We start from the raw sequence: 13,385 nt of genomic DNA on the forward strand, positions 1-13,385 counted from the left end.
GGGAACGGACAAAACGGGCCGGGCCGCCCGGACGCACCGTTCGGGTGCCCCCTTGCGGCCCATCCATCACATCAAAGCGAGGTCGCCGACCGCGCCGCCTGCTCGTAAAGTCCCGTCAGTACCCGCAACAGCCGCGCAAGTTCGCCGATCTCCACGTTCTCGTCGCTGCCCTCGGTGAAATTGCTCGTCAGGCATTGCTCGCGGATCTCGCGGTACCGCGCACAGGCATCGCTACCGGCCTGCGTCGTGGCATAGGTCGCTTCCTTGCCCACGCGCTCGCCGGAAACCAGCCCCAGCCCCGTGAGCTTCTTGAGCGCATAGGTGACCAGATGGGTGTCCTCGACATTGAGCACGAAGCAGATATCGGCGAGCCGCTTCGCCCGCCCGCGGTGGTTCACATGATGCAGGACCAGCACATCGAGGAACGTCAGGTCCCGCACCCCGGCCGCGCCCATGCAGCGCACCACCCAGCGGCTATAAGCGTTGTAGGCCGTGTTGAGCCCGAACTCGAACTCGGACAGCTCCGGGCTGCGAACCGACACCAGGTGCGACGACGACACGATGTTCATGCCCGCCGCGCGGGACAGCGACGTGCGGGGCGACGCCGCGCCAGTCTCCTCGGGCGGTTCAGGCGGGGTGGTCGCAGGCTTGCGTGCCATAGATAAAGTCTCCTGTCCGTGGCGATAGGTGAAAGCCCGAAGCGCATCGAGCCAATAATGGCTTGACAGTTTATTGGCAAATTCTCAGCATGAACACCACTCTGGGCATGACCCTTGCATCAAAAAATCCGTTTTCGCTCATCGCGCGCCCGCCGAGCCAGCGGCGCGCCCCGGTAGTCAAACCCGCGCGCCAACGCGCATGCAACACCAGGAGAGATCGAGATGCGAGTCAAGGGAGTCAACACGTGGGCAGTCATGGCAGGCCTGATGGCTGGCCTCGGGAGTGCGCCGGCGGCATGGGCGGACACCAAATGGGACCTCCCCACCGGCTATCCGGTGAACAACCTGCACACCGAGAACCTGCAGAAGCTCGCCGATGACGTGGCGCAGGCCACGGGCGGCAAGCTCAAGATCCAGCTGCATCCCAATGGCTCCCTGCTGAAGGCCAACGAGATCAAGCGCGGCGTGCAGACCGGGCAGGTCCAGATGGGCGAGATCCTGATGTCGACGCTCGCGAACGAAAACCCCGTGTTCGGCGTGGATGCCGTGCCGTTCCTCGCCACGAGCTACAGCGACGCCTACAAGCTGTGGCAGGCCTCGCGCCCCGTGACCGAGAAGATTCTCGATCGCCAGGGGATGAAGCTGCTGTACGCGGTGGCATGGCCGCCGCAGGGCATCTACGCGAACAAGACGCTGAGCTCCGCGGCCGACATGAAGGGCCTCAAATGGCGGGCGTACAACCCGGCCACCTCGAAGATCGCCGAGCTCGTCGGCGCGCAGCCGGTTACGATCCAGGCCGCCGACCTCGCGCAGGCGCTGGCCACGGGCACCGTCAACTCGTTCATGTCCTCGGGCGCCACCGGCGTCGATACCAAGGTGTGGGAGAGCGTGAAGTACTTCTACACCGTGGACGCCTGGCTGCCCAAGAACATGCTCGTGGTCAGCAAGAAGGCCTACGCCGCGCTCGACAAGCCCACGCAGCAGGCGCTGGAGAAGGCCGTGGCCGACGCCGAGAAGCGCGGCTGGCAGGTCTCCGAGCAGAAGACGCGCGAATATCTCGCGGTGCTGTCGAAGAACGGCATGACCGTGCAGCCGCCGTCGTCGCAGCTCAAGGGCGATATGCAGAAGGTCGGCCAGACCATGGTCGATGAATGGGCGAAGAGTGCCGGCGACGACGGCAAGGCCATTCTCGAAGCCTACCGCAAGTAACCGGCCCACTCGCCAAACCGCACCACGCGCACCAGGCACGAGTTCTGTCTGCCGATGGCCCCGGCCATCGGCAGGTCACGCCGCGCCCGCGCCCTGCGCCGCCTCGCGCCACCCCGACACGTAACCTCACGCCCTGCCCATCATGGAAGTCCCCGTCCCTCCCAAGCGCTGGCTGGACCGGCTGCTCGATTACTGCGCCGTCCTCGGCGCGCTCTGTATCCTCGGCGTCTGCATCGTGATGATCATGATGTCGCTCTCGCGTGAAACCACCATCGCGTTCCGCGGTGGCGACGATATCGTCGCCTGGCTGTGCGCGGCCTCCGCGTTCCTCGTGCTCGGCCAGACGTTCCAGCACGGCGGCATCGTGCGCGTGGAAATGCTGCTCGAGGCCGTGGGCCCGCGCCGCCGGTGGCTGCTGGAACTCGTCTCGCTGACCGTATGCCTCGTGTTCGCGGCCTATGCCACCTATGCACTCGGCACGTTCGCATGGCAAAGCTGGGACATCGGCGACGTGTCGCAGGGGCAGATCGTGATTCCGCTCTGGATTCCGCAGAGCTTCGCGGTCATTGGCTGCGCGGGCTTCCTGCTCGCGGTGGCCGACGAATGGCAGCGCGTGGTGCGCCGCCAGAAGCCGCGCTACCAGCTGGCGCAGGAAGCGAAGCTCGCCGCCGGCGACTTCGGGGAGACGATCTGATGAGCACCGTACTCGTTGCCCTCGTCCTGCTCGTGGTGATGATCGTGTTCCTCGCGCTCGGCGCGTGGATTCCCGTCGCCATCGCGGTCACCTCGTGGATCGGCCTGGTCATCTTCTCCGACCACGAAGCGCTGATCAATCTCGCCAACTCGTGGTGGTCGTCCAGCGCGTCGTACACCCTCGCGTCTCTTCCCCTCTTCGTCTGGATGGGCGAGATCCTGTTCCGCACCAAGCTGTCGGAGCAGATGTTCAACGGCCTCTCGCCGTGGCTCAACTGGCTGCCCGGCCGGCTCATGCACGTGAACATCCTCGGCTGCGGCATCTTCGGCTCGGTCTCGGGCTCGTCGGCCGCCACCTGCGCGACCATCGCCAAGTCCGCGCTGCCCGAACTCACGCGGCGCGGCTACGACGAGCGCATCACGCTCGGCTCGCTGTCCACCGCGGGCACGCTCGGCATCCTGATTCCGCCGTCGATCACGATGGTCGTCTACGCGGTCTCCGCCGACGTATCGATCATCCGCGTGTTCCTCGCGGGCTTTCTGCCCGGTCTGCTGCTGATGCTGCTGTTCTCGGGCTATATCGTCGTATGGGCCCTGCTCAATCCGAGCAAGACGCCACCGGCCGAGACGTTCGGCTGGCGCGCGCGATTCGCCTCCATCCGCCAGCTGCTGCCCTGCATCGTACTGATCGCGTTCATCACGTGGATCATGATCGCCGGTTACTCCACGGCCACCGAGGCGGCCGCGTACGGCGTCGTGGCGTCGCTCGCGCTCGCCTGGGCCGGCGGCTCGCTGACGCGCCGGGCGTTCTGGGACAGCCTGATGTCCGCCACGCGCCTGACCGCGATGATCATGTTCGTGCTCGGTGCCACGTCGTTCCTGTCCGTGACCATGAGTTTCACCGGCATTCCGCGCGCGCTGGCCGAGTGGGTGGCCGCGCTGCACCTGTCGCCGTGGGCGCTCATCGCGGTGCTGACCATCATCTATATCGTGCTCGGCACTGCCCTCGACGGTATCTCGATGATCGCGCTGACCACGGCCACGGTGCTGCCGATGGTGCAGGCGGCCGGCTTCGATCTGGTATGGTTCGGAATCTTCATCGTGCTGCTCGTCGAGATTGCCGAGGTGACACCCCCGGTCGGATTCAATCTCTTCGTGCTGCAAAGCATGACCGGCAAGGACAGTAACTACATCGCCAGAGTCTCGCTGCCGTTCTTCATGATGATGGTGCTTGCCATCGCCATGGTGACCGTGTGGCCGTCCATCGTGACGTGGCTGCCCGATCAGGTCATGCAGAAAGAACTCAAATAGCCGCGCCCCTGCCGGAGGGGCGCCGGCAGGGAGATGCGAGCCAATATGCACGTCATCGTGATTGGGGCCGGCGCCATCGGCGTCTGCTCAGCGTGGTACCTGCGCCAGGCCGGCTTCGACGTGACCGTGCTGGAAGCACGCGGCGCGCCGGCGCAGGAGAGCAGCTTCGGCAATGCCGGCGTGATCGCGCCGGGCTACGTCACGCCGTGGGCGGCGCCCGGCATGCCGCGCAAGCTGCTCGGCATGCTGTTCGCGAAAGAGACCCCGGTTCGCTTCCGCCCGAGCCTCGACCCCGCCATGTGGCGATGGATCGCGCGCTGGCTGCGCGAATGCCATCCCGAGCGCTACCGCGCCAACAAGCTGCGCATGCAGCGGCTTGCGTTCTACAGCCGCGATTGCCTGCATCGGCTGCGCGGCGAGCTCGAGATCGAGTACGAACAATCGCGCGGGTATCTTCAGCTGTTCCGCACGGCGCGGGATCTCGACCTGGCCGCGCCGGCCCTCGCGCTGCTGCGCGAGAACAAGGTCGTGCATACGCTCGTGGATGCCGAGGGCTGCCGGCGTATCGAGCCGGGGCTGGCACAGGACACGGCGCTCGCGGGCGGCCTGCACCTGCCCGAGGACGAATCGGGCAATTGCCCGCTGTTCGTGCGCCGGCTGCACCAGCACGCGGAAGCCGCGGGCGTGCGCTTCCGGTTCGATACGTCCGTGGCGCGGCTGCGCGCGCCCTCGGGTGGCAGCGGTGGTATCAAGGTCGAACTGGCGGCCGCGAAGCGCGGCGCCACGGCAGAAACGCTGACCGCCGATCGCGTCCTCGTCTGCGCGGGCGTGGGCAGCGCGGCGTTGCTGCGGCCGCTCGGCCTGCGCGTGCCGCTCTACCCGGTCAAGGGTTACTCCGCCACCGTCATGGTGCGCGACGAACTGCAGGCCCCGCTGGCCGCGCTCATGGATGAATCGTTCAAGGTCGCCATCACGCGTATGGGCAATCGCCTGCGCGTGGCGGGCACGGCCGAGCTCGGCACGCGCAGGATGGATCTGCGGCACGATGCGGTACGCACGCTCATCCGCGTGGCCCGCGACTGGTTTCCGGTGGCGGGCAGCTATCAGGAAGCGACGTTGTGGGCCGGCGCGCGGCCGATGCTGCCGGACGGCCCGCCGCTGATCGGCGCCACTTCGGTAGCGGGACTGTTCCTGAACCTCGGCCATGGGTCGACGGGGTGGGCGATGTCATGCGGCTCGGGCAAGATCGCCGCGGACCAGATCGCCGCGAGCGTGGGGGAAGGCGACGGTCCGGCCATCGACATGGAGGGCCTGACGCCCGCGCGTTATCGACTTGCCTGAGAGCCTACGCATGAACACCCTATCCGCCTCCGCGGCGTTGTCCGCAACACCGGGCACGGTCTCAGCCTCCGCCCGTGCACACGCCCGCGCCCGCGCCCGCGCACACGCCCGCGCCCGCGCACACACAACAAGCGGCCCCGATCCGCTCGCAACATCGGCGTCCCCGTCGCAAGACATGGCTACCCTGCCGCCCGCGCGACATCGTCTCGCCTGAGAGCCCAAGCATGAACACCACATCCGCCTCCGCAGCGTCGTCCGCAACACCGGGCACGGTCTCAGCCTCCGCCCGTGCACACGCCCGCGCCCACGCACACGCACACGCATCAAGCGGCCCCGATCCGCTCGCAACATCGGCGTCCCCGTCGCAAGACATCGCCAGCCTAACGCCCGCGCGCCATCGTCCTGCCTGAGAGCCCAAGCATGAACACCATATCCGCCTCCGCGGCGTCGTCCGCAACACCGGGCACGGTCTCAGCCTCCGCCCACGCAACAAGCGTCCCCGATCCGCTCGCGACATCGGCATCACCGTCGCAAGCCTGGATCCCGCTCGACCCCGCCCATCCGCATACGTCCACCCCGCTCTACGACGTCCCCGCCATCCGCGCGATCGAGCGGGCGGGGCTCGACAGCCTGCCCCCGTTCACGCTGATGGCCCGCGCCGGTGCCGCGGCGGCCGACTGGGTCGCGCGGCATGCCCCCGCAGGCAAGGTGCTCTGCCTCGCGGGCAGCGGCAATAACGGCGGCGATGCCCTGGTTGCCGCCACGCGCCTGCATCAAACGGGCCGCCGCGTGGAAGCGTGGCTGACCGGCGTGCCCGACAAGCTCCCGGCCGACGCCGCGCGCGCATGGGCCGAAGCCCGCGCGGCGGGCGTACCGGTGCTGGCGATGCCGCAGGACGAATCGGCCGCCCTGCCACCGTGGCCCGCCGACTGCACGGCCATCCTCGACGGCTTGCTCGGCATCGGCCTCAATCGCCCCGCGCAGGGGCAGGCCGCGCGCTGGATCGCGCATATCAACGCGTCGGGCATCCCGGTGTTCGCGCTCGACATCCCGAGCGGACTGTTCGCGGACACGGGCGCGGGCCAACCCGCCGTGCGCGCGCAACGCACGCTGACATTCCTCGCCGCCAAGCCTGGCCTGCTGACACTCGATGGCCGCGACTGTGCGGGCGAGATCGATATCGCGCCGTTGGGATTGCCGTATCCGCCGGCGGATGCACCCGTACAGTGGGCTTCACCGTCGGCCTCGACACTGGCCTCCCCATCAACCGCACAATCGTCCGCGCAGCCCGCCCCGCCAGCACCCGTGGCGATCGTCAATCAGCCCGCCGGCTTCGCGGCATCGCTGCCCGCGCGCGCGCATGCGGCCAACAAGGGCCATTTCGGGCAACTCGCGGTCATCGGTGGCAACGTGGGCATGACCGGTGCCCCGCTGCTCGGCGCGCGCGCCGCGCTGTATCTGGGCGCGGGCCGCGTGCATATCGGCTTTCTCGCGGACAATGCGCCCGCGGCGGATCTCGTGCATCCGGAATTGATGCTGCATCCCGTGGCGCGCGTCGCCATCGGCGCCATGTCCGCGCTGGTGGCAGGCCCCGGCATGGGCACGGGCACCGATGGCGCCGCGGCACTGGAGACGCTGCTCGATGCGAGCCTCGCTGCGGATACGCCGCCGGCACTCGTGCTCGATGCCGACGCGCTGAACGTGCTCGCCGCGGACGCCGCGCTCGCCGCGCGTTTTATCGCGAGCGGCCTGCGCATGGTGCTGACGCCGCATCCGCTCGAAGCGGCGCGCCTGCTCGGCACGCATGTCGCCGAGGTACAGCGCGACCGTCTGGCCTCCGCGAGAACGCTGGCCACGCGGTGGCGCGCGGTGGTCGTGCTGAAAGGATCCGGCACCATCGTCGCCGGGCCATGCATGCCGTCCATGCCGTCCGCGCCGTCCACGTCGCCCACGTCGCCTACGTCGCCTACGTCGCCTACGTCGCCTACGTCGTCCGCATCATCCGCGCCTTCCTCGTCGTCCGCATCGTCCGCATCATCCGCATCGTCCGCATCGTCCGCATCGTCCGCATCGTCCGCATCGTCCGCGTCGTCCGCGTCGGGCGTATCGTCCGCGTCGGGCGTATCGGACGTATCGGGCGTATCGGGCGTATCGGGCGTATCGGGCGTATCGGGCGTATCGGGCGTATCGGGCGTATCGGGCGTATCGGGCGCGTCGGGCGCGTCGGGCGCATCGTCCGCATCGTCCGCGTCGTCCGCGTCGTCCGCATCGGGCGCATCGGGCGCGTCGGGCGCGTCGGGCGCATCGTTACCACCCCCTCCCCCCCTCACCATCAACCCCACCGGCAACCCCGCCCTCGCCACCGCCGGCACCGGCGACGTGCTCGCCGGCATGACCGGCGCGCTGCTCGCGCAAGGCATGCCTCCCCACGCAGCCGCATGCGCCGCCGTCTGGATCCACGGTCGTGCGGCCGATGCCTTCGTCGCCGCCGGCCAGGGTCCGGCGGGCATGACCGCCAGCGAGCTCTACGGCCCCGCCCGGCAGATCCTCAACGCCCTGCTGCGCGGCGAATCCGCCTGAGAACGACGTTCCACTTTTTGCGCGGCCCCGCACAGTGCAATCCGTAACAGGATGTCACCATTCGTCGGACAACGCCCGATAGGGACCGACCCGATTGCCTGCTATCTTGGCCGCACACGCAAGTGCCAGACACAACCGCCGGTGAACAGCGGCCGACATCGCACCGATTTCCCGCGATTAGCGCCGCGCGCTGGCGATATACTTCCGCTGTCCGTGCCCCACGCGGCGCGGACGCCGTTGACTTTATTTCGAGATTGCATGCCGACAGATCTACACGCCTGGAATGCCCTCCTGCAGCATCACGACACCATCCGCGACACGCCGATGCGCGAATGGTTCGACAAGGGGAACGACAACGGTGACGCCGATCGCCGCGTGTCGACGTTCTCCGTGGAGGCCGCGGGCCTGTATCTCGATTTCTCGAAGAACCGCATCACCGACGAAACGTTCGACCTGCTGATGCGCCTGGCCGAGGAAGCCGGCGTGCCCTGCCGCCGCGAAGCGATGTTCGCGGGCGAACACATCAACGCCACCGAAGACCGCGCCGCGCTGCACGTGGCCCTGCGCGCGCTGCCCGATGCGCCGTTCCGCGTCGATGGCACCTCGGTCATGCCCGGCATCCACGACGTGCTGCGTCGCATGCAGAGCTTCTCCGAGCGCGTACGCAGCGGCCAGTGGACCGGCTACACGGGCGAGACCATCACCGACGTCGTCAATATCGGCATCGGCGGTTCCGATCTCGGCCCGCGCATGGTCTGCCGCGCCCTCGCCCATCTTGCGGACCGCGTCGGCCCGAACATGCATTTCGTCTCGAACGTCGACGGCACCGAACTCGCCGAAACGCTCGTGCGCCTCAACCCCGCCCGCACGCTCGTCATCGTCTGCTCCAAGACCTTCACGACGCTCGAGACGATGGCCAACGCCTGCAGCATGCGCGACTGGTTTCTCGCGAAGGGCGTGCCCGAGCATCAGCTCGCATGCCATTTCGTCGCGGTCTCGACCAACACCGAAGCGGTCCGCAAGTTCGGCATCGACCCGGCCAACATGTTCGAGTTCTGGGACTGGATCGGCGGCCGCTTCTCGCTATGGTCGTCGGTCGGACTGTCGATCGCGCTCGCGGTGGGCTTCGACGCGTTCGAAGACCTGCTGCGCGGCGGCCGCGCAATGGACGATCACTTCCGCACCGCGCCGCTCGCGCAGAACATGCCGGTGATCATGGCCATGCTCGGCATCTGGTACCGCAACTTCTTCAACATGCCGACCAGTTGCATGGCGCCCTATTCGACGTCGCTCGAACTGTTCCCGGCGTTCCTGCAGCAGCTGGAGATGGAAAGCAACGGCAAATCCGTGCAGCTCGACGGCCGCCGCGTGCGTTCGCATACGTCGCCGGTGGTGTGGGGCACCGCGGGCACGAACGGCCAGCATGCCTACTTCCAGATGATCCACCAGGGCTCGCAGATCGTGCCCGTGGACTTCGTCGCCCCGCTCGTTCCGCCGCGCAATCTGCCCGGCCATCATGCCAAGCTGCTCGCCAACTGCTTCGCGCAGGCAGAAGCGCTGATGCGCGGCCGCAGCGCGGAAGAACTGCACGCCGCGGGCGTGACCGACCCGGCCCGCGTGCCGCATATGGTGTTCGAGGGAAACCGTCCCAGCAATACGCTGCTGATGGAAGACCTCACCCCGCACGTGCTGGGCGCGCTGATCGCGCTCTACGAGCACCGCACGTTCGTGCAGGGCGTCATCTGGAATATCAACTCGTTCGACCAGTGGGGCGTGGAGCTCGGCAAGATCCTCGCGCGCCCGATCGAAGCCGAACTCAAGGGCGACGCGGCCGGCGCGCACGATGCCTCCACGCGCGCGCTGATCGCCCGCGCGCGCGAGGTGCTCGCGCGTCCCGCCTCGGGTCAGACCTCCGTACCGAGCAACTGATCGCTGGCGACGCGGCCGGCCTCGATCGTAAGCATGCGGCCGCAGCGCGCGGCCACCGATCGATCGTGCGTCACGAGCACCAGCGTGGAGCCCGCATCGCGATTGAGTTCGAACATCAGCGCGATGACGGCCTCGCCCGTGGTCGTATCGAGGCTGCCCGTGGGCTCGTCGGCAAACAGGATATCGGGCCGCGCCACGAACGCGCGGGCCAGCGCCACGCGTTGCTGCTCGCCGCCGGACAGCGTGCGCGGATAGTGCGAGAGCCGCTTGCCCAGCCCCACCCGCTCCAGCATCTCCACCGCGCGCTCGCGCACGCGATCGGTCTCCCCGCGCAACTCCAGCGGCAGCATCACGTTCTCGAGCGCGGTCAAATGTCCCACGAGCTGGAACGACTGGAACACGAATCCCACATGGCGGCCGCGCAGCGCGGCGCGCTGGTCCTCGTTGAGCGCGAACAGGTCCTGGCCATGCAGCTTGACCGCGCCGGTGCTCGGCAGATCGAGCCCGGCCAGCAGGCCGAGCAGCGTCGATTTGCCCGATCCCGAGGCGCCGACGATGGCCAGCGTCTCGCCCGGCGTGACGGAAAACGAGACGTCGTGCAAAATCGTCAGCGAACCCGTCGCGTCGGCTACGGTCTTTCCTAGTGACTCGACAGCGAGAATGGAAGAAGACATGGGCAAGAAATCCGGGAGCATAAATTTGAGGAATGCCGCCAAGGTAGCATGCGGCGTCGCCATTGGCATGGCCATCGGCATCGGCGCCGCATGGTTATCGGTGATGCCCGCGCAGGCCGCGACCGCGGCATCGCCGACCACTCCCGCCACAGCGGGCCCCGCCATACTCGTGCTCGGAGACAGCCTGTCCGCCGAATACGGCCTCACGCGCGGCACCGGCTGGGTCAATCTGCTGCAGGACCGCCTGCGCGCGGAGCGGTTCGATTATAGCGTCGTCAACGCAAGCATCAGCGGCGAGACCACGGTCGGCGGCAAGACGCGCCTGCCCGATCTGCTGGCCCGCCACAAACCCGCGGTGGTCATCGTGGAACTGGGCGCCAACGACGCGTTGCGCGGCCTCTCGCTGCAAAGCACGGAGACCAACCTGCGCGGCATCCTGGGCAGCGCGCAGAAGGCAGGCGCGCGCGTGGTGCTCGTCGGCATGCGCATTCCGCCGAACTACGGGCAGGACTACACCGAGAAGTTTTACGCGCTGTATGGAAAGCTGGCGCAGGAGTATCGCGCCGCGCTGGTGCCGTTCTTCCTCGACAAGGTGATTACACACCCCGACTGGTTCCAGGAAGACCGCATTCACCCCACCGCCGCCGCGCAGCCCACGTTGCTGGACAACGTGTGGCCGCAACTCAAGCCGTTGCTGAAAACGAAGCGCTGAGGGCGCTCCGGAGGGAAACGATGAAGGGAACGATAAAGGAGGTCGCCCCTCTCGCGACGGAGAGGGGCTGAGGGAGATTACTGCGACTGGCCTTCGCCCGCGTCGGACGCCGCGGCAATCGGACGCAGGATCTTCACCTTCGATTCGGCCTTCAGGCTCTCGTAGTAGGCGTTCAGATCCGCCTGACCCACGAGCTGCGCGAGCTGCTGCGCTTCGGCCTGACGTTGCTCGGGCTTCGGCTGCGTCGGCGTGCTGACCTTGTTGATGCGATAGATCGCATATCCGTCGTTACCGAGATCCACACCCACGAACGCCGGCAGCTTCAGCGCATCGGCGCGCATGATCGCTTCCGCGGCCTTCGGCGGGATATTGTCGCCACGCGTGCGCGACACCGTCACCGATGCACCGAAGCCAGCCGTGGCCGGATCCTTCTTCAGCGCCTCGAGCTTCGCCTCGCCATCCTTGCGCGCCAGCTCGGCGGCCTGCTGCGCGACATACGCGGCACGCACCTGTGCTTCCACCTCTTCGAACTTGCGCACCGACGAAGGACGATAGTCCACGACGCGTGCCGACACCAGCGTGGTCGGGCCCACCTGCACGGCCTCGATATTGCGCTTGTTCTTCAGCGCGTCATCGCTGAACAGGGCCTTCAGCACCTTCTCGTTGTTGAGCGGGTTCTGCGCGCCGAGCTTCGGATTCGGCTGACGCGTCACGTCGTCCGCGGTCTGGATCTGCAGGTGGAACTTGTCGGCGGCCGGCTTCAGGCTTTCCGACTGCTCGTACACGAGATTGCCGAACGCGTCGGCCTGCTCCTGATACGCCTTGGCCGCGAGCTGCTTGCGCAGTTCGCCTTCGAGCTCGGCCTTCACGGCTTCCAGCGGCTGCACGGCGGCCGGCTTGATCTCGTCGAGCTTGATGATGTGATAGCCGTAGTCGGTCTCCACCACGTCGCTGATCTGACCCGGCTTGAGCGCGTACATCGCGTCTTCGAACGGCTTGACCAGCGCGCCATGACCCATGAAGCCGAGATCGCCACCCTTCTCCGCCGAACCGGGATCCTGCGATTCCTTCTTCGCCACGGCGGCGAACGTTTCCGGATGCTTGCGCAGTTCCTCGAGCAGCTTCGTGGCACGCGCCTTCGCGGCGGCACGATCGGCGGCCGGTGCGTCCTTCGGCGACGAAATCAGGATATGGCTCGCGCGGCGCTGCTCGTCGGTCTTGAATCGCTGGATATTGCTGTCGTAGTAGGACTTCAGCTGTTCCGGCGTCACGGTCTGCGATGCGGCGAGCGCGTCGCCAGACAGCACCACGTATTCGACCTTGGCCGATTCGGGAATCGTATAGGCCGAGGTGTGCGCGTCGTAGTAGGCCTTCAGTGCCGCCGCATCGGGCGTCACCTTGGCGGTGAAGTCGGCGGGCTTGACCACGAGGGCCTGCACGTCACGCTCCTGATCGCGGACGGCAAGCAGGCGGTCCAGCAGCGACTTCGGCATAAAGCCTGTGGTTGCCACGGCGGCGCTCAGTTGTTGCGTGGCCAGGTCGAAGCGCATGCGCGAATCGAGCTGCTCCGGCGTCATGCCCTGCGCGGCCAGCAGTTGCACGTAGGCCTTCTCGTCGAACTTGCCGTCGGCGGTCCTGAGTTGCGCGATCGCGGGAATGCTCTGGATCGCGGCGGCCACTTCGGCATCGGACACGGTCAGATGTTCGCGCGCGACGGTAGCGGACACCACGCGCTGCAGAATCAGCTGGTCGAGCACGGCCTGGCGCGCGGCGGCACCTTCGAACTGACGCGGATCGTAGCTGGCGCCAAGAATCTGACGCATGCGCTCGGTCTGATCGCGCACGACGTTGTCCACTTCCTGAACCGAGATGGCGCGGCCATCGACCTTCGCGACGTCATGCGAACTGTCCATGAAGCGCGAATAGCTTTCCACGCCGAAGAACACGAACGACGGAAAGACGAGCACCAGCAGCAGCAGAAGCATCAGGCGCCGGTTGTTGCGTACGAAATCAAGCATGCTGATTCGGGTAAAGGGTTGGCACGAAGGACAAACTTCGCGATTCTATCAGGAGAGACAACCGATACCCGTCAGATTCGGGGGTATGGCGGAATTGGACGCAGAAATAAGAAACGCCCGCGTTAGCGGGCGTCCTTCATAACTGGCGGAGTGGACGGGGCTCGCCTACATCCCGCAGGCCGCTGCCGCGCTTGCAAGCGCGGCCCTTCGATCCCCGCCGTGGGGGCGGGCGGCGGGGCCCCCCCCCCCGCACAAAAAA

10 protein-coding genes are annotated in these 13,385 nt (G+C 67.3%); 7 read left to right on the top strand and 3 right to left on the bottom strand.

Features of this window, described 5'->3' with window-relative positions; genetic code table 11:
- Positions 1-71 precede the first annotated feature (71 nt).
- Positions 72-659 carry a winged helix DNA-binding protein gene (locus AAHB16_RS07860; protein WP_150371523.1) on the bottom strand — a complete coding sequence of 196 codons (588 nt, stop codon included), beginning with the start codon at positions 657-659 and terminating at the stop codon, positions 72-74.
- Positions 660-914: 255 nt separating this feature from the next.
- Between AAHB16_RS07860 and AAHB16_RS07865 the strand changes: the two genes are divergently transcribed.
- The 6 genes from AAHB16_RS07865 (at position 915) to pgi (ending at position 9,722) form a co-directional block, all read left to right on the top strand.
- Positions 915-1,868: a TRAP transporter substrate-binding protein gene (locus AAHB16_RS07865; RefSeq protein WP_411859824.1), complete on the top strand. Its 954-nt coding sequence runs from the start codon at positions 915-917 to the stop codon at positions 1,866-1,868.
- Positions 1,869-2,010: 142 nt separating this feature from the next.
- Positions 2,011-2,562, top strand: a complete 552-nt coding sequence (locus AAHB16_RS07870; RefSeq protein ID WP_150371521.1) for a TRAP transporter small permease subunit — start codon at positions 2,011-2,013, stop codon at positions 2,560-2,562.
- The gene (locus AAHB16_RS07875; RefSeq protein ID WP_109580896.1) at positions 2,562-3,872 is read left to right on the top strand and encodes a TRAP transporter large permease; all 1,311 of its coding nucleotides are present in this window, start codon (positions 2,562-2,564) and stop codon (positions 3,870-3,872) included. The genes AAHB16_RS07870 and AAHB16_RS07875 overlap by 1 nt, the downstream gene beginning before the upstream one ends.
- 45 nt (positions 3,873-3,917) lie before the next feature.
- The gene (locus tag AAHB16_RS07880; protein ID WP_150373748.1) at positions 3,918-5,213 is read left to right on the top strand and encodes a D-amino acid dehydrogenase; all 1,296 of its coding nucleotides are present in this window, start codon (positions 3,918-3,920) and stop codon (positions 5,211-5,213) included.
- 420 nt (positions 5,214-5,633) lie between these two features.
- Positions 5,634-7,793 (top strand): NAD(P)H-hydrate epimerase, encoded by a 2,160-nt coding sequence (locus tag AAHB16_RS07885; protein ID WP_342050556.1) that lies wholly within the window; start codon positions 5,634-5,636, stop codon positions 7,791-7,793.
- Positions 7,794-8,051: 258 nt separating this feature from the next.
- Complete coding sequence (gene pgi / locus AAHB16_RS07890) at positions 8,052-9,722, top strand: glucose-6-phosphate isomerase (protein ID WP_150371518.1); 1,671 nt, start codon at positions 8,052-8,054, stop codon at positions 9,720-9,722.
- Here pgi and AAHB16_RS07895 read toward each other — a convergent pair.
- Entirely contained in the window at positions 9,698-10,396 is a 699-nt protein-coding gene (locus AAHB16_RS07895; RefSeq protein WP_150371516.1) for an ABC transporter ATP-binding protein, read from the bottom strand. The genes pgi and AAHB16_RS07895 overlap by 25 nt on opposite strands.
- A gap of 103 nt (positions 10,397-10,499) precedes the next feature.
- Here AAHB16_RS07895 and AAHB16_RS07900 point away from each other — a divergent pair, with 103 nt between their 5' ends.
- The gene (locus tag AAHB16_RS07900) at positions 10,500-11,108 is read left to right on the top strand and encodes an arylesterase (protein ID WP_342050567.1); all 609 of its coding nucleotides are present in this window, start codon (positions 10,500-10,502) and stop codon (positions 11,106-11,108) included.
- Positions 11,109-11,185: 77 nt separating this feature from the next.
- On the opposite strand, the gene AAHB16_RS07905 is transcribed toward AAHB16_RS07900, so the two are convergent.
- Positions 11,186-13,126, bottom strand: coding sequence for a SurA N-terminal domain-containing protein (locus AAHB16_RS07905; protein ID WP_150371514.1), 1,941 nt, complete (start codon positions 13,124-13,126; stop codon positions 11,186-11,188).
- Between the last annotated feature and the right edge of the window lie 259 nt (positions 13,127-13,385).

The organism is Cupriavidus sp. OTU4054 (assembly GCF_038440175.1).
Taxonomy (GTDB): Bacteria; Pseudomonadota; Gammaproteobacteria; order Burkholderiales; family Burkholderiaceae; genus Cupriavidus; species Cupriavidus pauculus_D.